This window comes from Variovorax paradoxus, from assembly GCF_030815855.1.
GTDB lineage: Bacteria > Pseudomonadota > Gammaproteobacteria > Burkholderiales > Burkholderiaceae_C > Variovorax > Variovorax paradoxus_M.
Map to the genome: position 1 here is coordinate 5042210 of NZ_JAUSXG010000001.1, position 21108 is coordinate 5063317.

20 protein-coding genes are annotated in these 21108 nt (G+C 67.1%); 9 read left to right on the forward strand and 11 right to left on the reverse strand.

Features of this window, described 5'->3' with window-relative positions; all coding sequences use genetic code 11:
- Positions 1 to 5: 5 nt before the first annotated feature.
- Positions 6 to 758, reverse strand: a complete 753-nt coding sequence (locus QFZ42_RS23985; RefSeq protein WP_307703367.1) for an SIR2 family NAD-dependent protein deacylase — start codon at positions 756 to 758, stop codon at positions 6 to 8.
- Between the two features lie 11 nt (positions 759 to 769).
- A complete protein-coding gene (locus tag QFZ42_RS23990; RefSeq protein ID WP_307703368.1) occupies positions 770 to 1618 on the reverse strand; it encodes an IclR family transcriptional regulator in 849 nt (282 codons plus the stop codon).
- Positions 1619 to 1763: 145 nt separating this feature from the next.
- Between QFZ42_RS23990 and QFZ42_RS23995 the strand changes: the two genes are divergently transcribed.
- The 5 genes from QFZ42_RS23995 (at position 1764) to fahA (ending at position 7481) form a co-directional block, all read left to right on the forward strand.
- Positions 1764 to 2723, forward strand: coding sequence for an MBL fold metallo-hydrolase (locus QFZ42_RS23995; RefSeq protein WP_307703369.1), 960 nt, complete (start codon positions 1764 to 1766; stop codon positions 2721 to 2723).
- Positions 2724 to 2857: 134 nt separating this feature from the next.
- Complete coding sequence (locus QFZ42_RS24000) at positions 2858 to 4495, forward strand: FAD-dependent oxidoreductase (RefSeq protein WP_307703370.1); 1638 nt, start codon at positions 2858 to 2860, stop codon at positions 4493 to 4495.
- Positions 4492 to 4689: a DUF2783 domain-containing protein gene (locus tag QFZ42_RS24005; RefSeq protein WP_307703371.1), complete on the forward strand. Its 198-nt coding sequence runs from the start codon at positions 4492 to 4494 to the stop codon at positions 4687 to 4689. The genes QFZ42_RS24000 and QFZ42_RS24005 overlap by 4 nt, the downstream gene beginning before the upstream one ends.
- A 41-nt stretch (positions 4690 to 4730) precedes the next feature.
- Positions 4731 to 6065, forward strand: a complete 1335-nt coding sequence (hmgA, locus tag QFZ42_RS24010; protein WP_307703372.1) for a homogentisate 1,2-dioxygenase — start codon at positions 4731 to 4733, stop codon at positions 6063 to 6065.
- 141 nt (positions 6066 to 6206) lie between these two features.
- Positions 6207 to 7481, forward strand: a complete 1275-nt coding sequence (gene fahA, locus QFZ42_RS24015; RefSeq protein ID WP_307703373.1) for a fumarylacetoacetase — start codon at positions 6207 to 6209, stop codon at positions 7479 to 7481.
- A gap of 40 nt (positions 7482 to 7521) precedes the next feature.
- On the opposite strand, the gene mrdA is transcribed toward fahA, so the two are convergent.
- From mrdA to QFZ42_RS24035, 4 genes are all read right to left on the reverse strand, one after another.
- On the reverse strand, positions 7522 to 9489 hold the full coding sequence (gene mrdA, locus QFZ42_RS24020) for a penicillin-binding protein 2 (RefSeq protein WP_307703374.1): 1968 nt from the start codon (positions 9487 to 9489) through the stop codon (positions 7522 to 7524).
- 55 nt (positions 9490 to 9544) lie between these two features.
- Positions 9545 to 10066 carry a rod shape-determining protein MreD gene (mreD, locus tag QFZ42_RS24025; protein ID WP_307703375.1) on the reverse strand — a complete coding sequence of 174 codons (522 nt, stop codon included), beginning with the start codon at positions 10064 to 10066 and terminating at the stop codon, positions 9545 to 9547.
- Positions 10063 to 11028 carry a rod shape-determining protein MreC gene (mreC, locus tag QFZ42_RS24030; protein ID WP_307703376.1) on the reverse strand — a complete coding sequence of 322 codons (966 nt, stop codon included), beginning with the start codon at positions 11026 to 11028 and terminating at the stop codon, positions 10063 to 10065. The genes mreD and mreC overlap by 4 nt, the downstream gene beginning before the upstream one ends.
- Before the next feature lie 83 nt (positions 11029 to 11111).
- A complete protein-coding gene (locus QFZ42_RS24035) occupies positions 11112 to 12155 on the reverse strand; it encodes a rod shape-determining protein (RefSeq protein WP_007833435.1) in 1044 nt (347 codons plus the stop codon).
- 213 nt (positions 12156 to 12368) lie between these two features.
- On the opposite strand from QFZ42_RS24035, the gene gatC reads away from it, so the two are divergent.
- The 3 genes from gatC (at position 12369) to gatB (ending at position 15730) form a co-directional block, all read left to right on the forward strand.
- Positions 12369 to 12668: an Asp-tRNA(Asn)/Glu-tRNA(Gln) amidotransferase subunit GatC gene (gatC, locus tag QFZ42_RS24040; protein WP_307703377.1), complete on the forward strand. Its 300-nt coding sequence runs from the start codon at positions 12369 to 12371 to the stop codon at positions 12666 to 12668.
- Positions 12669 to 12750: 82 nt separating this feature from the next.
- Complete coding sequence (gene gatA, locus QFZ42_RS24045; RefSeq protein ID WP_307703378.1) at positions 12751 to 14238, forward strand: Asp-tRNA(Asn)/Glu-tRNA(Gln) amidotransferase subunit GatA; 1488 nt, start codon at positions 12751 to 12753, stop codon at positions 14236 to 14238.
- A gap of 1 nt (position 14239) precedes the next feature.
- The gene (gene gatB, locus QFZ42_RS24050; RefSeq protein WP_307703379.1) at positions 14240 to 15730 is read left to right on the forward strand and encodes an Asp-tRNA(Asn)/Glu-tRNA(Gln) amidotransferase subunit GatB; all 1491 of its coding nucleotides are present in this window, start codon (positions 14240 to 14242) and stop codon (positions 15728 to 15730) included.
- Between the two features lie 109 nt (positions 15731 to 15839).
- Here gatB and QFZ42_RS24055 read toward each other — a convergent pair whose 3' ends face one another.
- Together QFZ42_RS24055 and pyrE are read right to left on the reverse strand one after the other, a co-directional pair.
- The gene (locus tag QFZ42_RS24055) at positions 15840 to 16532 is read right to left on the reverse strand and encodes a DUF4124 domain-containing protein (RefSeq protein ID WP_307703380.1); all 693 of its coding nucleotides are present in this window, start codon (positions 16530 to 16532) and stop codon (positions 15840 to 15842) included.
- Positions 16533 to 16542: 10 nt separating this feature from the next.
- Positions 16543 to 17226: an orotate phosphoribosyltransferase gene (pyrE, locus tag QFZ42_RS24060; protein ID WP_307703381.1), complete on the reverse strand. Its 684-nt coding sequence runs from the start codon at positions 17224 to 17226 to the stop codon at positions 16543 to 16545.
- A gap of 12 nt (positions 17227 to 17238) precedes the next feature.
- Between pyrE and QFZ42_RS24065 the strand changes: the two genes are divergently transcribed.
- The gene (locus QFZ42_RS24065; protein ID WP_307703382.1) at positions 17239 to 18042 is read left to right on the forward strand and encodes an exodeoxyribonuclease III; all 804 of its coding nucleotides are present in this window, start codon (positions 17239 to 17241) and stop codon (positions 18040 to 18042) included.
- A gap of 13 nt (positions 18043 to 18055) precedes the next feature.
- Here the strand turns inward: QFZ42_RS24065 and QFZ42_RS24070 are convergent, their stop codons facing one another.
- Genes QFZ42_RS24070 through QFZ42_RS24080 form a run of 3 tightly spaced genes read right to left on the reverse strand, consistent with a single transcriptional unit; the run spans position 18056 to position 21083 of the window.
- The gene (locus QFZ42_RS24070; protein WP_307703383.1) at positions 18056 to 18829 is read right to left on the reverse strand and encodes a GntR family transcriptional regulator; all 774 of its coding nucleotides are present in this window, start codon (positions 18827 to 18829) and stop codon (positions 18056 to 18058) included.
- Positions 18826 to 19494, reverse strand: a complete 669-nt coding sequence (locus QFZ42_RS24075) for a cysteine hydrolase family protein (RefSeq protein WP_307703384.1) — start codon at positions 19492 to 19494, stop codon at positions 18826 to 18828. The genes QFZ42_RS24070 and QFZ42_RS24075 overlap by 4 nt, the downstream gene beginning before the upstream one ends.
- Positions 19485 to 21083: an ABC transporter ATP-binding protein gene (locus tag QFZ42_RS24080; protein ID WP_307703385.1), complete on the reverse strand. Its 1599-nt coding sequence runs from the start codon at positions 21081 to 21083 to the stop codon at positions 19485 to 19487. The genes QFZ42_RS24075 and QFZ42_RS24080 overlap by 10 nt, the downstream gene beginning before the upstream one ends.
- Positions 21084 to 21108: the final 25 nt, after the last annotated feature.

Here is a 21108-nt window from a genome sequence, read left to right on the forward strand (position 1 = left end):
GAGCCCTAGGGCGGCGAGCCGCCGAGCCCCGCCAGCAACTGCGGCAGCAGGATCTCGGATTCACCGCGCAGCACCACGGCCGCCGCATCGTCCAGATGCGGCAGCGGCTCCATATTCAGCGTGATCAGCTGGCTGCCATGCGACACCGCCAGCTGCGGCAGTTCGGCCGCCGGATAGACGACGGCCGTGCTGCCGACCACCATGAAGACGTCCGCCTCCTGCGCCGCCGTCTGGGCGTCGAGCAGCACCCCGTGGTTCAGCATTTCCCCGAACATGACCACGTCCGGCCGGGCGCGCGAGGCGCAGCGCATGCAGCGGTGAAAGGGCCAGGGTCCCTGGCGGTTGCCGCAGTGGTCGCAGCGCCACCGGCGCAGCGAGCCGTGCAGCTCGAGCACGTCGAGCCCGCCGGCCAGCGTCAGCAGCCCGTCGACGTTCTGCGTGATGAGGCGGGTGGCAGGCCTCAGCCGCTGCAGCAGCGCGAGCGCGGTATGCCCCGGATTCGGCTGCGCGTCCTCCACCGCGGAAAGCCGCCGCGACCAGAAGCGCGTGAATCCCGCCGGGTCGCGCTGCAGGTCTTCGGCATGCGCGTACTGCAGCGTGTTCTGGTTCATCCAGAGTCCGTCGCTGTCGCGGTAGGTCGGAATGCCCGAGGCCCTGGAAAGGCCGGCGCCGGAGAACACGACGATGCGTCGGGCGGCGCGCAAAAGGGCAATGGCGGATTCGGTCGGTGGCGGGGGAGAGGCAATGCCCAGGGTCATGGATCCAATGTTCAGGAAGCGTTCTTTCCGGAAGACGTTGCGCCCAGCCGCGCGGAGACCGTGCCCGCACAGGCCTTGAGCGCGCGTGCGATTTCGCCGTCCCAGGCGGTGTCGAAGATGGCCGCCGGGCCGATGGCCGTGACCGACAGCACGATGGCGCCGGTGTGGTCGAACACCGGTGCCGCCATGGCGCTCACGCCCTCGATCACCTCGCCTTCCGAGCGGCTGATGCCATGTACCCGCACTTCCTGCAGCTGGCGCTCGAATTCGCTCCATGAAGGCAGGGGCGGCTGCGGCGGCATGCCGGCTTCCGCAGGCTGCTCGCCGGCCTTGCGCTGCTTCTGCCGCTGGCGCTCGGCTTCGAGCAGTTGCCGCACCGTCGCCGCATCGAGGTAGGCGGCGAAGATGCGGCCCGAGGCCGTGTTGGTGAGCGAGAACACCGTGCCGTGCCGCATGTTCACATGCACCGGCGACGGTGACTCGGCCGTGCGCACGATGGTGGCGCCGCGCGCGCCCCAGACCGCCAGCGCCACCGTGTGGCCGATGCGCTGGGCGACCTCGGCGATGAGCGGCGTCGCGATATGCACCGGGTCGGCCTGTTGCAGGCTGATGAGCCCCAGTTGCAAGGCCAGCGGGCCGAGCAGATAGTGGCCGCTGGCGCGGTCCTGCTCGATGAGCCCGAGCCGCCCGAAGCTCACCATGTACGGGTGGGCTTTGGCGGCCGTCATGTCGGCTTCGCGCGCCAGGTCTTTCAGCGCCATCGGCCGGCCGTGGTGCACCAGTGCGCGCAGCAGCTGGCCACCTACCTCGATGCTCTGGATTCCGCGCTGGGCCGCGCGGTCGGTGTCATTGGCTGCCATGGTCCGCCTTGGCGTCTGATTGTTCGTTCATGAAGAAGGGATTAGACATGAACTGATCTCGGGCTTACACTTCGAAGATTCGTTAACCGCAAATTCATTCGCTTTAGACGAATGCAAATTCAAACCCACCCGACGGAGACACACGATGAGCCAAGCCAAGAAGTTCGCCAGCCAAGCCGACATGGAAGAGAAGAAGATCACCTTCAGTCAGATCTCGGAGCACGCCTGGGCCTACACGGCCGAGGGCGACCCGAACACCGGCATCGTGATCGGCGACGACTGCGTTCTGGTGGCCGACACCCAGGCCACGCCCGCCATGGCCGCCGACGTGGTGCGCCGCATCCGCGAAGTGACCGACAAGCCCATCAAGTACGTGGTGCTCACCCACTACCACGCGGTGCGCGTGCTGGGCGCGGCCGGCTACGGTGCGGAACACATCCTGGCCAGCCAGGACACGCGCGACCTGATCGTGGAGCGCGGCGAGGCCGACAAGGCCAGCGAAATCGGCCGCTTCCCGCGCCTGTTCCAGAACGTCGAGACGGTGCCCCCGGGCCTGACCTGGCCCACCATGACTTTCACCGGCAAGATGACGCTGTGGCTCGGCAAGCTCGAGGTGCAGCTGATCCAGCTGGGCCGCGGCCACACCAAGGGCGACACGGTCGTCTGGTTGCCCGAGGAGCGTACGCTGCTGTCGGGCGACCTGGTCGAGTTCGGCGCCACGCCGTATGCGGGCGACGCCTATTTCAAGGACTGGCCGCAGACGCTGGACAACATCGCGGCCCTCAAGCCCGCCGCGCTGGTGCCAGGCCGCGGCGCCGCGCTCACCACGCCCGCCGAAGTGGCCGAGGGCCTGACCGGCACGCGCAACTTCATCTCCGACGTGTACGCCAGCGTGCAAGAGGGCGTGAAGGCCGGCCGCGACCTGAACACGGTCTACAAGGACACCTACGCGAAGCTCAAGCCCAAGTACAGCCAGTGGGTGATCTTCGACCACTGCATGCCGTTCGACGTGAGCCGCGCGTACGACGAAGCTTCGGGCCATGCGGACCCGCGCGTGTGGACGGCCGAGCGGGATATCGAGATGTGGAAGGCGCTGGAGGGCTGATCGCATTGCTCCCTCCCCTCCCGGGGGAGGGTCGGGGTGGGGGCACGCGGCGCCAATCGCGAGCGCTGCCGAGCCCCCATCCCAACCTTCCCCCAAAGGGGGAAGGAGCAAGACAAAAGACTCGGAGACAACACGTGATCGACTATCAAAGCCTGCGCTTCGACTACCAACGCCACGCCGACCAGGATGCGTCCACGCCCGCGCGTCACCCGGTCGTGATCGTCGGCGCGGGCCCGGTCGGCCTCACGCTGGCCATTGACCTGGCGCTGCGCGAGATTCCCGTGGTGCTGCTCGACAACGACAACACCCTCTCCAGCGGCTCGCGCGCCATCTGCTTTGCCAAGCGCACGCTCGAGGTGTTCGACCGCCTCGGCTGCGGCGACCGCATGGTGGACAAGGGCGTGTCGTGGCACGTCGGAAAAGTGTTCTTCCACGACGAGCAGGTCTACCGCTTCGACCTGCTGCCAGAATCCGGCCACGAGCGGCCGGCGTTCATCAACCTGCAGCAGTACTACGTCGAGGGCTACCTCGTGGAGCGGGCGGCGTCGCTGCCGCTGATCGACCTGCGCTGGAACAACAAGGTGACGGGCATCGAGCAGAACGACGAAGGCGCCGTGCTCACTGTGGAAACGCCCGAGGGCGACTACCGGCTGCAGGCGGGCTACGTCGCGGCCTGCGACGGCTCGCGCTCCAACCTGCGCCAGATGCTGGGCCTCGAAGCCAAGGGCCGCGTGTTCCGCGACCGCTTCCTGATCGCCGACATCACGATGGATGCGCAGCTGCCGACAGAGCGCCGCTTCTGGTTCGACCCGTCGTTCCACCCCGGCCAGAGCGTGCTGCTGCACAAGCAGGCCGACGGCATGTGGCGCGTCGACTTCCAGCTCGGCTGGGACGCCGATCCGGTGGAAGAGCGCAAGCCCGAGAACATCACGCCGCGCGTGCGCGCGCTGCTCGACAGCATCGGCTTTGCGGACGTGCAGTTCCAGATCGGCTGGGCCAGCATCTACACCTTTGCGTGCCAGCGCATGGAGCGCTTTCGCCACGGCCGCGTGCTGTTCGCGGGCGACTCGGCGCACGGCGTGTCGCCGTTCGGCGCGCGCGGCGCCAACTCGGGCGTGCAGGATGCGGACAATCTGGCGTGGAAGCTCGCAGCCGTACTGCACGGCCAGGCACCCGACGCATTACTCGACAGCTATGCGAGCGAGCGCGAATTCGCGGCCGACGAGAACATCCGCCACTCCACGCGCGCCACCGACTTCATCACGCCCAAGAGCGAGGTGAGCCGCCTGTTCCGCGATGCGGTGCTCGCGCTGACCAAGCGCCACGCCTTCGCGCGCACGCTGGTCAACAGCGGACGGCTCTCGGTGCCGGCGGTGCTGCGCGATTCGCCGCTCAACACGCCCGATGCCGATACCTTCGAAGGCGCGATGGTGCCCGGCGCCGCGGCAGCCGATGCACCCATCGCGCGGTCCGACGGCAGCACGGGCTGGCTGCTGCGCGAATGCCACGTGTCGCAGTTCACCGCGCTGGTGTTCGGCCAGGGCGATGCAGCCGGGCGCAGCCTGCAGGCGCTGAAAGCCTGCGACTTTCCGCTGCACATCGCGCGCGTGCAAGACACGACAGCTGCGGGGGAGCTCGCCACGCAGCGCTACGACGCGCAACCCGGCACCGTCTACCTCCTGCGGCCTGACCAGCACGTGTGCGCGCGCTGGCGGCACCCAACGGCGGCCCACATCCGCACGGCCATCGACCACGCACTGGCAAAGGCATGAACATGCAACACCTGAACACCACGCCGAACCTCGAAGCCCCTGACGATTTCTACGAGGCGCTCATCGAGGCTCACCAGGGGCTTTCTACCGAAGAGAGCCATGCCTTCAATGCGCGGCTCGTGCTCGTGCTGGCCAACCACATCGGCTCGCTGGCCGTGCTGCGCGAGGCTTTCGAGGCCGCGCGCGGCAGCTGAACACACATGCCACCTCATCGCGATTTCCGGAAGAGAAAACCATGACCAATCCAACCGCCAACACCAGGCCCGATCCCGAGCGGCACTACCTGAGCGGCTTCGGCAACGAGTACGCCTCCGAGGCCGTTGCCGGCGCGCTGCCGCAAGGCCGCAACAACCCGCAGCGCGCGCCCTTCGACCTTTACACCGAACTGCTCTCGGGCACCGCCTTCACCGCGCCGCGCCATGAGAATCGCCGCACGTGGCTGTACCGCCGCCAGCCTTCGGTGGTGTCCGGGCGCTACCAGCCGTATGCCCAGCCGCACTGGACCACCGGCGCCGACCGCGGGATCGCATTGCCGCCCGAGCCGCTGCGCTGGCATCCGATGCCGCTCGACAACGGCGCGGCCGATGTGGACTTCATCGACGGCATGCACACCATCGCGGCCAACGGCGATGCGGAGTCGCAGGTCGGCATCGGTTCGCTCATGTACCTGGCAGGCCGCTCGATGGAGAAGCGCGCCTTCGTCAACGCCGACGGCGAAATGCTCGTCGTGCCGCAGCAGGGCCGCCTCGTGATCACAACCGAACTCGGCGTGCTCGATGTGAAGCCCGGCGAAATCGCAGTGCTGCCGCGCGGCATGGTGTTCAAGGTGGCGCTGCCCGACGGTCTCTCTCGCGGCTACGTCTGCGAGAACTACGGCGCGCATTTCCGCCTGCCCGAGTTGGGCCCGATCGGCTCCAACGGCCTGGCGAACGCACGCGACTTCCAGGTGCCCACGGCGGCGTTCGAGGAAAACGGCAACGGCGGCGGCGCCTACGAACTCGTCAAGAAATTCGGCGGCCGCTTCTGGAAGGCGCCGACCAAGCAGTCGCCCTTCAATGTGGTCGCATGGCACGGCAACCTTGCGCCGGTGAAGTACGACACGGCCAACTTCATGGTAATCGGCTCGATCAGCTTCGACCATCCCGATCCGTCGATCTTCACGGTGCTCACCTCGCCCAGCGACACGCCCGGCACCGCGAACTGCGACTTCGTGATTTTCCCGCCGCGCTGGATGGTGATGGAGAACACCTTCCGCCCGCCGTGGTTCCATCGCAACCTCATGAGCGAGTTCATGGGCCTGGTGCTCGGCGAGTACGACGCCAAGCCGGGTGGCTTCAAGCCCGGCGGCGCGAGCCTGCACAACTGCATGGTGCCGCACGGGCCCGACGAGGAAGCCTTCGACAAGGCGGCCCATGCGGACCTGAAGCCGCACAAGCTCGACAACACGCTGGCCTTCATGTTCGAGAGCCGCTACCGCTTCATTCCGACCAACTTCGCGCTACAGAGCCCCGCGCTCGACACCGACTACGCCGACTGCTGGGCCGGCCTCGAAGACCAATTCAAGAAATAGGCTCGCCCCCAGTCTTCGCGCACTTCGTGTCGCTACGCCAACCCCCTACCGGGGGCAACACCAGCGGCCCGGCAAAGCCGGTTCCGCGGTGTTCCGCGAAAGAGCCGCTATCGCCGCAGAGCATTATTTGAAAGATATTCCATGACCATCGCACTGAACGCCACCCATGACCCGAAGCTGCGCAGCTGGGTTGCCTCGGCCAACGACGCCGGCTGCGACTTTCCGATCCAGAACCTGCCCTTCGGCCGCTTCCGCGCGGCCGGCGGCAGCGAGGCCTTTCGCATCGGCGTCGCCATCGGTGACCAGGTGCTCGACCTGAAGGCCGCAGGCCTCGTCGATACGGACGACATGAACGTGCTGATGAGCGCGAGCGTGAAAGACCGCCAGGCACTTCGCGCGGCAATTTCGGCGGGCCTTGCGGAAGGCAGCGGCAAAGAGGCCGCATGGTCGAAGGCGCTGCTGCCGCAGGCCGCGGCCGAGATGACCGTGCCTTGCCGCATCGGCGACTACACCGACTTCTATACCGGCATCCACCATGCGACCACCATCGGCAAGCTGTTCCGCCCCGACCAGCCGCTGATGCCCAACTACAAGTGGGTGCCCATCGGGTACCACGGCCGTGCATCGTCCATCGGCGTGAGCGGCCAGGTCTTCAAGCGCCCGCAGGGCCAGACCAAGGCGCCCGATGCGGCCGAACCGAGCTTCGGGCCATCGAAGCGGCTCGACTACGAGCTGGAACTGGGCTTCCTCATCGGCCGCGGCAATGCGCTCGGCGAGCCGATTGCCGTCGGCGAGGCCGAAGACCACCTGTTCGGCGTGACGCTGCTCAACGACTGGTCGGCGCGCGACCTGCAGGCCTGGGAATACCAGCCGCTCGGCCCCTTTCTCTCGAAGAACTTCGCGAGCGCGCTGTCCCCGTGGATCGTGACGATGGACGCGCTGGCGCCTTTCCGCGCAAAGTTCGAACGGCCGGCCGAAGACCCGCAGCCGCTGCCGTACCTCGATGCCCCGTCGAACCGCGAAAGCGGCGCGCTCGACATCACGCTCGAAGTGCTGCTGCAGACCGCGAAGATGCGCGCCGAAGGCGTGGCGCCCGTGCACCTCACGCGCGGCAACACCACCGAGGCCGCCTACTGGACCGCCGCGCAGCTCGTCACGCACCACACGGTGAATGGCTGCAACCTGCAGCCCGGCGACCTGCTGGGCTCGGGCACGCTCTCGGGCCCCAAGCCCAACGAAGCCGGCTCGCTGATGGAACTCACACTGGGCGGCAAACAGCCGATCACGCTGCCGAATGGCGAGAAGCGCACCTTTCTCGAAGACGGCGACACGCTGATCATGCGCGGCTACTGCGAGCGCGAGGGGGCGGTGCGCATCGGCCTGGGTGAAGTCCGCGGCACCGTCGCAGGGGCTTAGTGCCTTGTCCCCTCTCCCTCTGGGAGAGGGAGAAAAACCATCAGGGCGCGGTCGCAGCAGTGGCCGCCGCCGGCCACGCCACTTCGCTCGCCACGCGCGGCTTGCCGATGGGCGCCGCGGCCTTGCCGATCTTGACGGCGGCCATGTCGGCCTCGCTCGGGTACTGATCCATCAGCACGTAGTCGAACACCCGGCGCGCAATGGGCGCCGCGGCACCGGCGCCCCAGCCAGCGTTCTCGACGATCACCGCGAGGGCGATCTTCGGATTGTTGACCGGTGCAAACGCCATGAACAGCGCGTGGTCGCGCTGGTGCTCTTCGAGCGCGCGGGCGTTGTACCGGGTGTTCTGCGCCTGTGTCACCGCCTGCGCGGTGCCCGTCTTGCCGGCGGCCTGGTAGCCCGCGCCCGCGAACACGCCGCGCGCGGTGCCGCTGGTCACCACGCTGGTCAGGCCCTCGCGAACCACCGCCACGTTGGCCGCGGTGTAGCCGAGGTTCTCGGCCGGCGGCTGGAGCAGCGGCGCCACCTGGCCGCTCACCGTGTTGCGCGTGGCCAGCACCAGGTGCGGCTTGTGCTTCATGCCGCCGTCGGCCACGATGGCTGTGGCCTGCGCGAGCTGCAGCATGGTGAAGGCGTTGTAGCCCTGCCCGATGCCCAGCGAGATGGTTTCGCCCGCGTACCATTTCTTCTGCTCGGGCCGCTTGTAGGCGTTGCGCTTCCACTCGGTGCTGGGCAGCACGCCGCGCACCTCGCCGCCCAGGTCGATGCCGGTGATCTGGCCGAAGCCCATCGGCTTCATGAAGTCGTGGATCAGGTCCACGCCCATCTCGTTGGCCAGCGAGTAATAGTAGATGTTGCTCGACAGCTGGATCGAGCGCCGCATGTCGACGCCGCCGATATTGCCTTCGGGGCTGCCGAAGCGGTGGCCGCCGAAGTTGAAGTAGCCGGGGTCGTTGACCACCACGTTCGGACCGCGCTTGCCGGTTTGCAGCGCGGCCAGCGCCATGAAGGGCTTGTAGGTGGAGCCGGGCGGGTAGGTGCCGCGCAGCGCTCGGTTGAGGAGCGGCTTGTCGAGCGACTCGCTGAGCTCTTTCCAGCTTTCGGTGTCGATGCCTTCGACGAACAGGTTGGGATCGAAAGTGGGCTTGCTCACGAAGGCCAGCACCTCGCCGGTCTTGGGGTCGATGGCCACCAGCGCGCCGCGGCGCTCGCCGAACATGTCTTCCACGAGCTTCTGCAGCTTGATGTCGAGCGACAGCATCACGGTGTTGCCCGGCGTGGCCGGGTGGCTCGCGAGCCGGCGCACCGCGCGGCCGCCGGCCGAGGTTTCCATCTGCTCGACGCCGGTCTGGCCGTGCAGCGTCTTCTCGTAGCTTTGCTCGATGCCGAGCTTGCCGATGTAATCGGTGCCCTTGTAGTTGGCCTGGTCTTCCTCGGCCCAGTCTTCCATCGCGGTCTTCTCGCGCTGGTTGATGCGGCCGATGTAGCCGAGCACGTGCGAGGCGATCTCGCCATGCGGATAGTTCCGGAACAGCCGCGCCTTGATTTCCACGCCCGGGAAACGGTAGCGCTGCGCCGCGAAACGCGCCACCTCCTCGTCGCTCAGGCGGGTGCGGATCGGAATCGAGTCGAAGCTGCGCGAATCTTCGCGCAGGCGCTTGAAGCGGCGGCGGTCGCGCGGCGACACCTCGAGCACCTGCGTCAGGCTGTCGATGGTCTCCTCGACATCGCCCACCTTCGAGGGCGTGATCTCCAGCGTGTAGGCCGAATAGTTCGAGGCCAGCACGATGCCGTTGCGATCGAGGATCAGCCCGCGGTTGGGCACCACAGGCACGATGGCCGTGCGGTTGCTCTCGGCCTGCTCCGCCAGGTCTTCGTGCCGCACCACCTGCAGGTAGACCAATCGTGCGCCGAGCAGTCCGAAGGCGAAGAGCACCGCCATGCCGATCACGATCACGCGGCGCTTGAAGCGTGCGAGGTCGGCGGCAACGTTGCGGATTTCGGTCATGGCGGCGTGAGCTTAGGCGTGTGCAAGTGCGATGGCAAATGCGGCTGCCTCGGGCTTAGAGGGGGCGGTTTTCGTCCGGTTCCGGCGTGCGGCGCTGCGGCGCCAGCAGAAGCGCGGTTGCCAGCGGCCACAGCGCGGCCTCGATGGCCGGGGAGATGAGCACCGTCCAGCCCGGGAACACGCCGCCGCCGATCAGGCGCGTGACCACCTCGATGAACTGAGACAGCGCGAAGAGCGGCAGCACCTGCAGCGCCTGCGACGCCACCGGATACCAGAGCAGGCGCCGGTGGATGGTGATCGCGAAGAAGCCCAGCGTGGTGTAGGACAGCGCATGCTGGCCCAGCATGGACGCCTGGTGCACGTCCATGCACAGGCCGAAGACGAAGGCCGCGCCAATGCCCACGCGCATCGGCTGGTGCACGCCCCAGAACACGATGGCCAGCGCAAGCAGGTCGGGCATCCACGCGGCGCGGCCGATCGGAATCATGTTGATGAGCAGCGCCACCACGAGGCTCGACCACATGAAGAGCGGGCTGACGGGCAGCAGGAGCTGCTGCTGGCCGGGGCGTTTGATCATCGGGCGCGCTCCGCGGGTTTCTTGTCGGCCTTGTCGGTTTTCGCGGCCGGCTTGGACTCTGGCTTCTTGCGCGCTGCGGCGGTGGGTGCCGCAGGCGGTGCCGAGGGCGCGCCCGTGGGCGCCAGAACCAGCACGTAGCGCGCGGCCGTCACGCGAGCCAGCGGCACGCAGTAGATGCGCGCAAAGGCGGAGTCGGCGCGCCGCTCGATGCGCTCGATCTTCGCGACCGGCAGGCCGGGCGGATAGACGCCGTCGACGCCGCTGGTGGAGAGCAGGTCGCCCTCCTGCAGATCGGCATTGGCGGCCATGAAACGCAGCTCCAGCCCGGCGCCGTGCGCCGACGCGTCGCCGAAGGCCACGCTGCGCACGCCGGTGCGGGTGTTCTGAACCGGAATGGAAAGGTCGCGGTCGATGACCAGCGTGACCTCGCTCGTGAAGGGCTGCACCTGCGTCACCTGGCCGAGCACGCCGTAGGCGTCGATCACCGGAGAGCCGGCCGCCACGCCCTGCGTGAGCCCCTGGTCGATGACGATCTTGCGCGTGTACGGGTCCGCGGCGTCATAAAGCACTTCGGCCGCGCGGCCCGGCGCCTGGGTGGTCTGGCGAAGCTCGAGCAGCGAGCGCAGCCGCGCGTTGTCCTGCGCGAGCGTGTCGGCCTGGCTCGCGCGCTCGGCCTGCGCCATGAGCGCCTTGCGGGCTTCCTGCTCGTCGCGCTGGGCCTTTTGAAGGTCTTCGAAGTAGCGGCTGCCGCCGACCACCATCTGCACCGGCTTGAGCGCGACCCATTGCACCGGATAGAGCATCGCGCCCACGGCCGTGCGGATGGGCTGCACAAGGCGGAAGCGCGCATCGGCCACCATCAGGAACAGCGCGAGCGCGCCGAAAAAAATCAGCTTGCTCAGGGCCGACTGCCCCTGATTGAACAGGGGCGGGGCTGTGCGATCGAGCGTGCCCAAGGGCATGGTTCAGACCTGGCTGTGCAACGTCAGATGGCAAAAAGGCCGGCCTGCACACGCAGAGCCGGCCGATGATGGCGGTGGCGCATTCACTCGCTCGTGAAGATGCTTCCCAAGCGGTCCATGCGCTCGAGGGCAATGCCGCAACCGCGCACCACGCAGGTCAGCGGATCTTCGGCCACCAGCACCGGCAGGCCGGTTTCCTCGGCCAGCAGGCGGTCGAGGTCGCGCAGCAGCGCGCCGCCGCCGGTCAGCATCATGCCGCGCTCGGCGATGTCGGCGCCCAGTTCGGGCGGCGTCTGTTCCAGCGCGTTCTTCACGGCCGAGACGATGTTGTTGAGCGGATCGGTCAGGGCTTCCAGCACTTCGTTGCTGCTGATGGTGAAGCTGCGCGGCACGCCTTCGGAAAGGTTACGGCCCTTGACTTCCATTTCCTTGACTTCGGAGCCCGGGAAGGCCGAGCCGATGTTCTTCTTGATGACCTCGGCCGTCGGCTCGCCGATCAGCATGCCGTAGTTGCGGCGGATGTAGTTGATGATGGCTTCGTCGAAGCGGTCGCCACCGACGCGCACGGAGCCCTTGTAGACCATGCCGCCCAGGCTGATGACGCCCACTTCGGTGGTACCGCCGCCGATGTCGACCACCATCGAGCCCGACGCCTCGCTGACCGGCAGGCCGGCACCGATGGCCGCGGCCATCGGTTCCTCGATGAGATAGACGGAAGTGGCACCCGCCGCCTCGGCCGCGTCCTTGATGGCGCGGCGCTCGACCTGGGTGGAGCCGCAGGGCACGCAGATGATGATGCGCGGGCTCGGCGTGAGCAGCGTGCGCGGGTGCACCATCTTGATGAACTGCTTGATCATCTGCTCGGTGATCACGAAGTCGGCAATCACGCCGTCCTTCATCGGGCGGATCGCCTCGATGTTGCCGGGCACCTTGCCCAGCATGGCCTTGGCTTCGCGGCCGACGGCCTGGATCACCTTCTTGCCGTGGGGGCCGCCTTCGTGGCGGATGGCGACCACTGAGGGCTCGTCCAGCACGATGCCCTTGTTGCGGGCAAAGATCAGTGTGTTGGCGGTGCCGAGATCGATCGCGAGGTCGGTGGAAAAGTACCGACGGAAAGCTCCAAACATGTGCGGAATCCTCTGGAGCACGCCTGCGCGTCGGCAGGTCGTCGCTCTGTTTTTGGTCGTTTGACGGGGTGAATTGATCGTTTTTGGCGCAAAAGCCGGCGCGTTCGCGGGGGTTGCGGCAAAGGCGGGATAATACCTGAATCCCCCTCTGAATCCCGTGTTAGCACCCCGTTGGGCGTGCGATTACTTCCGGTTTTTCGACCGGTTCGACCCATGTCACTTTCCGCTTCAGATATTGCACGCATTGCCTCGCTGGCAAGGCTGCAGCTCGCTTCCGACGAAAGCGAGCGCATGCTCAGCCAGATCAACGGCTTTTTTGATTTAGTCGAACGTATGCGTTCGGTCGACACCGCCGGCGTCGAGCCCCTGGCCCATCCGGTGGCGGCCATCGAGGACATCACACTGCGTTTGCGCGACGACGTGGTGAGCGAGCCCAACAACCGCGAAGCCAATCAGAAGAGCGCCCCGGCCGTCGAAGCCGGGCTGTTCCTCGTGCCGAAGGTGATCGAATGAGCGCCGCCGGACCGCTCCAAGGCGCGAAGGCCCCCTCGGGGGGCAGCGCAGCACACAACGTGGCAAGCGTGGGGGTACCGCAATGAGCGGCGAATTGCATCAGATGGGCGTGGTCGCTCTGGCCAAGGCTCTGGCCGAGCGCAAGGTTTCGGCCGTCGAAGCTTCCCAAGCTTTCCTGAGCCGCATGAAGGCCCACGAATCGCTTGGTACTTTTGTCGACGTGAACGAGGAAGTCACGCTGGCCCAGGCCCGCGCGGCCGACGCGCAAATCGCCTCCGGCACCGCACCCGCGCTGGCCGGCGTGCCGATTGCGCACAAGGACATCTTCGTCACCACCGATTTCGCCACCACCGCCGGCTCGAAGATGCTCGCGGGCTACCGCTCGCCGTTCGATGCCACCGTGGTGCGCCGGCTGGCCGAAGCCGGCGCGGTCACGCTCGGCAAGCTGAGCTGCGACGAATTCGCGATGGGCTCGGCCAACGAGAACGTCGCCGTGCCCGCCGTGGGCCACGACACCGCCGTGCCGGTGCAAAACCCCTGGAACCGCGAGCGCATTCCGGGCGGCTCCTCGGGTGCCAGCGCGGCCGCCGTGGCGGCACGCCTCGCACCCGCGGCCACCGGCACCGATACCGGCGGCTCGATCCGCCAGCCGGCCTCGTTCTGCGGCGTGACGGGCATCAAGCCGACCTACGGCCGCGCCTCGCGCTACGGCATGGTGGCCTTCGCGTCGAGCCTCGACCAGGCCGGCCCGATGGCGCGCTCGGCCGAAGACTGCGCGCTGCTGCTGTCGGCCTTCTGCGGTCCCGACCTCGACCGCGATTCGACATCGCTCGACAAGCCCGCCGAGAACTTCGGCCGCTCGCTGAACGACTCGCTCGAGGGCCTGCGCATCGGCGTGCCGAAGGAGTTCTTCGGCGAAGGCGTGGCGCCCGGCGTGCGCGCCGCCGTCGATGCGGCGCTCGCGCAGTACGAGAAGCTCGGCGCCAGGCGTGTCGAAGTGAGCCTGCCGCGCACCGAACTGTCGATTCCCGTGTACTACATCCTCGCGGCGGCCGAGGCCTCGAGCAACCTGAGCCGCTTCGACGGTGTCAAGTTCGGCCACCGCGCGAAACAGTACAAAGACCTCGGCGACATGTACGAGCGCACGCGCGCCGAAGGCTTCGGCGACGAGGTGAAACGCCGCATCATGATCGGCACCTACGTGCTGTCGCACGGCTACTACGACGCGTACTACCTGCAGGCGCAAAAGGTGCGCCGCATGATCGCGGACGACTTCCAGCAGGCCTTCAAGCAGTGCGACGTGATCGCCGGCCCCGCCGCGCCGACCACCGCCTGGAAAATCGGCGAGCACGGCGACGACCCGGTGGCCGACTACCTCGCCGACATCTTCACGCTGCCCGCATCGCTCGCCGGCCTGCCCGGCATGAGCGTGCCCGCGGGCTTCGATACAGGCATGCCCGTGGGACTGCAGTTGATCGGCAACTACTTCGGCGAAGCGAAGCTGCTGAACGCAGCGCACCGCTTCCAGCAAGCCACCGACTGGCACATGCGCACGCCCGAGGGCTTTTGAGATGAGCGACCCCGTGAACACATTCGAAGCACAACAACAAGGCCGCCCGACCGGCCCGCTGGTGCGCGGCTATGAAGTCATCATCGGCTTCGAGACGCACGCGCAGCTGTCGACCGCCAGCAAAATCTTCAGCCGCGCCTCTACCGCCTTTGGCGCCGAGCCCAACACGCAGGCCTGCGCGGTCGATCTGGCGCTGCCCGGCACGCTGCCGGTGATGAACAAGGGCGCGGTCGAGCGCGCCATCAAGCTCGGCCTCGCGCTCGGCTCGCACATTGCGCCGCGCAGCGTGTTCGCTCGCAAGAACTATTTCTATCCCGACCTGCCCAAGGGCTACCAGATCAGCCAGTTCGAGATTCCGGTCGTGCAGGGCGGCGCGGTCTCCTTCTTCCTCGGCGAAGAAAAGAAGACCGTGCGCCTGGTGCGCGCCCACCTCGAGGAAGACGCGGGCAAGTCGCTGCACGAAGACTTCATCGGCCAGAGCGGCATCGACCTGAACCGCGCCGGCACGCCGCTGCTCGAGATCGTGACCGAGCCCGACATGCGCTCCACCGCCGAGGCCGTGGCCTATGCGCGTGAGCTGCACAAGATCGTCACCTGGATCGGCATCTGCGACGGCAACATGCAGGAAGGCAGCTTCCGCTGCGACGCCAACGTGTCGGTGCGCAAGCCCGGCGAGAAGCTCGGCACGCGGCGCGAGATCAAGAACCTGAACAGCTTCAAGTTCATGCAGCAGGCCATCGACTACGAGATCAACTCGCAGATCAACGAGCTCGAGGACGGCCGCAAGATCGAACAGGCCACCGTGCTGTTCGACCCCGACACTGGCGAGACGCGCACCATGCGCACCAAGGAAGACGCGGCCGATTACCGCTACTTTCCCGACCCGGACCTGCCACCGCTCGCCATCGAGCCCGAATGGATCGAGCGCGTGCGCACCACCATGCCCGAACTGCCGCGCGCCATGGCCGAGCGCTACGTGCGCGACCACGGCATGTCGGAATACGACGCGGCGCAGCTCACGCAGAGCCCGGCGCTCGCGCGCTACTTCGATGAAGCGGTGAAGGCCGGCGCAACGCCCAAGCTCGCGAGCAACTGGATCACCGGCGAGATGGCGCGCCGCCTGAACGCGCAGGAAATCGGCATCGAAGCCGCACCGGTCACGGCACAGCAGCTCGCCCAGCTGGTGCAACGCGTCGCCGACGGCACGCTGCCCAACAACGCGGCGCGCCAGGTGTTCGATGCCCTGTGGACCGGCGAAGGCAGCGATGTCGACGCGATCATCGAAGCCAAGGACCTGAAGCCGATGAACGATACCGGCGCGCTCGACAAGATCCTGGACGAAGTCATCGCCAAGAACCAGAAGAACGTCGACGAGTACCGCGCCGGCAAGGAAAAGGCGCTGAACGGCCTCGTGGGCCAGGTGATGAAGGCCAGCGGCGGCAAGGCGAACCCCGCGCAGGTCACCGAACTGCTGAAAGCCAAGCTGGCCTGACCCGATTTATTCGCGGGATACCGCGGAACCGGCTTTGCCGGGCCGCTGGTATCGCCCCCGGTAGGGGGAGGGAGTAGCGACACGAAGTGCGCGAAGCCTGGGGGCGAGCCTATTTTCCGCCGCCGTTCTGCGGCGACCAGATCAATTTGAGGCGCGAGCGCTCCTCGTCGAAGCGCGCATTCACGCGCCTCTTCTCGTCTTCCTGCTCGCCGATGAAGCGTTTCTGCACCGCCACGCTCTGTGCGTTGTCCTCGAGCTTGCGGCGCACCGCGCCCGGCGCCTTGCTGATGTCGTGCTTGTAGAACTCGAGCTCTTCGTCGATCTTCTTGCGGTCTTCGGCGAGTTCGTCCAGGCGCTTCTGCGCGGCCTGGATCACCGCGTCGATCTGCACCAGCGCCTCCTTGCGCTCGCGGTCGTGCACGGTGGCGTTGGGATAGCGCACCAGCAATGCACGCTCGCGGCGGCGTTCGTCGATCAGGCGCGCGGCCTGGATCGATGCTTCGCGGGCACGGTCTTCGCGCTCGGCCAGTTCGCGCGCGGTGTAGGTCGGCTCGATCTTGCGGCGCGTGGTGCCGCTCGGGCTCAGTTCGCGCTGCTCGCGGTCGGTGCATTCGGCAATCGGGCGGTCGGCCGTGAGCGTGCGGCCGCGGGCATCGGTGCAGGAATAGATGGCGGCCGGCGCCTGTGTGGACTGTGCCGGTGCCTCGGTGGGCAACAGCGCCATCACCAGCAGCAGCAATAGCGGCGGCGCACAGGTGGCCGCGAACGGCCGGGCCGTCTGATCGAGCTTGCGCACAGGCATGAGAGGGATCTCAGTTGGCGCCATAGCGGGCGCGGTAGGCGAGCACGCGCTCGCGGTGTGCGCCAAGGTCGGCGGCGGCGTTGCCAGACAGGTAATTCAACAGGTCGTCGAGCGTGGCAATGGCCACCACTTTGAGGCCCAGCTGGTTCCGCACGTACTGCACCGCGCTGTGGTCCACGTCCACGCCGTTTTCGGTGGCTTTCTCCTGGCGGTCGAGCGCAATGGACACCGCGTGCGGGGTGGCGCCGGCGGCTTCGATGGCCGCAATCGATTCGCGCACCGCGGTGCCGGCCGACATCACGTCGTCGACGATGAGCACGCGACCCTTGAGCGGCGCACCGACCAGGTTGCCGCCTTCGCCGTGCGCCTTGGCTTCCTTGCGGTTGTAGGCAAAGGGGTAGTTGCGGCCGCGCCGGGCCAGTTCGGCGGCCACCGTGGCGCCCAGCGGAATGCCCTTGTAGGCCGGGCCGAAGATCATGTCGAACTCGACGCCGCTCTCGATCAGCCGGTCTGCATAGAATCCGGCGAGCCGCGCGATCTTGGCGCCGTCGTCGAAAAGGCCCGAATTGAAGAAGTAGGGGCTCAGGCGGCCGGCCTTGGTCTTGAACTCGCCGAAGCGCAGCACGCCGGAGTCGAGCGCGAACTGGACGAAGTCCTGCGCCACCGCGCTGCTTTTCTCACCATCTACAGCCATCGGGAATTCCTTGTGTTCAAACTGACCAGCCTCAATCTCAATGGCCTTCGTTCGGCCGCCACGAAAGGGGTGGCGGACTGGGTGGCCGAACTTGCGCCGGATTGTATTTGCATGCAAGAGATCCGGGTGCAGGCGAGCGACATCGAAGGGCGGTTCGAAGAAATGGCCGGCCTCAAGGGCTACTTTCATTTCGCCGAGAAAAAAGGCTATGCCGGCACCGCGATCTACACGAAGCATGCACCAAGCGCCGTGGTCGTCGGCTGGGGCGACGCCGAATTCGACGCCGAGGGCCGGTACCTCGAACTGCGCTTCGACACGCCCGCGCGCAAGCTCTCGATCATCAGTTGCTACTTCCCGAGCGGCAGTTCGGGCGAAGAACGGCAGGAGGCCAAGTTCCGCTTTCTGAAAGGATTCTTCCCGCACCTCACCGCACTCAAGAAAGAGCGCGAATTCATCCTCTGCGGCGACATCAACATCGCGCACAAGGAAATCGACCTCAAGAACTGGCGCGGCAACCAGAAGAACAGCGGCTTCCTGCCCGAAGAGCGCGCCTGGATGACCCGGCTGCTCGACGCCGGCACCGACGGCGCCGGGCTGGTGGACGTCTACCGCATGCTCAAGCCCGACACCACGGCCGAGGCCTACACCTGGTGGAGCAACCGCGGCCAGGCCTATGCCAACAACGTGGGATGGCGGCTCGACTACCACCTGGCGACGCCGGCGCTCGGCGCGCTGGCGCGCAACGAGCAGATCTACAAGACCGTCAAGTTCAGCGATCACGCGCCGATCACGGTGGACTACGACTTCACGCTGTAGCAAAGGCCACCGCTCAGCGCAGCGCGGTCTTACCTGCATGCCGCGCCAGATGCACCTGGTGCAGCGTGATCTTGCGCACCTCGGCCTGGCTGGTCTCGATGTGCGCGCGCAGCAGCATCGCGGCCTGGTCGCCTCGGTTGGCGCGAACGGCTTTCAAGATCTTGGCGTGCTCGTCATAGGTGGCGTCGATGCGCGGCTGCTGCGTGAAGTCGAGCCGCCGGATGATGCGGATGCGATCGGTCACGTCGCCGTGCACGCGCGCCATCTCGGCATTGCCCGCCGCAGCCACCAGCGCGCAGTGAAAAGCCTCGTCCCACTGCGCCACCTGCGCGGTGTCGCTGCTGCGCTGGGCCGCGGGCACGAGCCAGATCTCGGCCAGCGCATCGAGCAGGCTGCGGTCGACGCGGCGGTCGGCTTCGCAGAGGCGGTGCACAGCGGTGGTCTCGAGCACCATGCGCAGATCGTAGAGCTGCTCGAACTGGTCGAAATCGAAAGGCAGCACGCGCCAGCCGCTGCGGAACAGCACCTCGACGAACCCTTCCTGCTGCAAGCGGAAAAGCGCCTGCCGCACCGGCGTGCGCGAGACCCCGAGCCGCTCGCTGATCTCGTTCTCGGTGAAGCGGTCGCCGGGCACGAGGATGAAATCGGCCACGTCGCGCTTGAGCTGCGCGTACACCTCGTCGGCGCGGGTGCGAAAAACGCTTTCGCCGGCGGTGGGAACGGCAGATGCGGGTGAAGCGGAGCGGGAACGAACGGTAGGCACGTGTGGAATGGTAGTCGCTGTCATTGCCCACGGCGAAGCGCCGTCAGCAATGCCGTGCTCGGCGCGGTCCAGCCGACGATGCCGCCCTGCGCGCGGACCATGTCGAGCGTGGCCGCCTTGAAGGCCGGAAAGTAGCTCTCGGTGCAGTCTTCGAGCAGCAGGCAGTCGTAGCCGCGGTCGTTGGCTTCGCGCATCGAGGTCTGCACGCACACCTCGGTGGTCACGCCGCCAAACAGCAGGTGCGTGATGCCGCGCTCCCGCAGAAGCTCGTGCAGACCGGTGGCGTAGAACGCGCCCTTGCCGGGCTTGTCGATGACGATCTCGCCTTCGATCGGAGCCAGCGCGTCGATGATCTGGTTGCCCGATTCCCCCGCCACGAGAATCCGGCCCATCGGGCCTTCGTCGCCGATGCGCAAGGCCGGGTTGCCGCGGTTGCGTTTGGCGGGCGGGCAATCGGAGAGGTCGGGTTTGTGCGCCTCCCGTGTATGCACCACGAGACCGCCGGCTTTTCGCCACGCCTCCAAAGCTGCTTTCGTTGCGGGCACGATGGCTTCGAGCAGCGACACGTCGTTGCCCAGGGTTTCACCGAAACCGCCGGGTTCGATGAAGTCGCGCTGCATGTCGATGAGAACCAAGGCAGTGCTCTTTGGTCCGAAGTCGTAGGGGAAGGGGTTGGCGTCTATGCGCATGCTTGCTCCTGCTCGTGATGCCCACCGCCCATGTGCGCGCCGATCACATGCCTTTCAGCGCCCGCGGCCGAAGTCTCGAACACGATGCGCCCCTCACTCATCACGACGATGCGGTCGGCCAGCTCCAGCAGCTCGTCGAGGTCTTCGCTGATGAGCAGCACCGCCCCGCCCTTCTCGCGCACCTGCACGATGCGTTCGTGGATCTCGGCCACCGCAGCAAAGTCCAGGCCGAACACCGGGTTGGCCGCAATCAGCACGTTGATGTCGCCCGCGAGCTCTCGCGCCAGTACCGCGCGCTGCACGTTTCCGCCCGAAAGGCTGCGGATCGGTGCGCCCTCGCCTTGCGTCTTGACGCCGTACTCGGCGATCCAGTCGCGCGCCCGGTTACGCCACAACGGAAAGTTCAGCACGCCGCCGCGCGACAAGGGCGGCCTGTCGAAATCGCGCAGCGCCATGTTCTCCGCCACGCTGAGGTCACCCACGCAGGCGTTGCGCAGCGGCTCTTCGGGGAGGCTTCGAACCTTGAGGCTCCGGTTCTCGGCGCGGCGTGCGTTGTAGGGCTGCCCCATCACCGTCACGCGGCCGGCAAGGCGCGGCCGCTGGCCGACCAAGGCCTCGACCAGCTCGCGCTGTCCATTGCCGGAGACCCCCGCCACGCCGAGGATCTCGCCGGCGCGCACGGACAGGCTCAGGTCATGCAGCGCGAGCGTGCCGCGGTCTCCCTGCGCCTTGAGGCCTTCGACCTTCAGCGCAACCGGTGCCGCATCGGCCACGGGCTTCCTCACGGCGGGCGATGAAACCGGCGCGGCAACGGCCGTCTCTTCGCCACCCATCATGACCTGCGCCAGCTGTGCCGGGCTCGTGTCCCCCACGCGGCAGTGGTGCACCGCCTTGCCGCGGCGCAGCACTGTCACGCCGTCGGCGTAGGCCATCACCTCGCGAAACTTGTGCGTGATGATGAGCACGGTGCACAAGCCGCTGCGCGCAAACTCGCGCACATGGCCCAGCACCTCGTCCGCTTCTTGGGGCGTCAGCACCGAGGTCGGCTCATCGAGGATCAAGAGGCGCGGCTTCAGGTATAGCTGCTTGAGCAGTTCGAGCTTCTGCTTCTCCCCCGCGGCAAGCTCCGAAGGCCGCGCGTCCAGGTCGAGGCTGAACGGCGTGGTCGCGAGAAATTCCTTCAGCTCCGCGCGCTTGGTTTTCCAGTCGATCAACGCCGGCGTCTTGCCGCCCGCGAGCAGCAGGTTCTCCGCCACCGTCATGCCCGGCGCCAGCGTGAAGTGCTGGTAGACCATGCCGATGCCGAGCGCGCGCGCGACGATCGGGTTGGCAATGTCCTGCTCGCGTCCGTCGATCAGGATGCTGCCCTCCTCCGCGCGTTGGAAGCCGGCCACGCATTTCACGAGCGTGCTCTTGCCCGCGCCGTTCTCGCCGAGCAGCGCATGCACCGTGCCGGGCTCGACGCGCATCGTGACGCGGTCCATCGCCGTGAAGCTGCCGAAGCGCTTGGTCAGCTCGTAGGTGTCGAGCGCGAGTGCGCCGCTGGCCGTCGGGAGTGCACCAATGGCGTGAGGCGATGTGGTGGTCATATCACGTTTTCACTGTGCTGGCGGT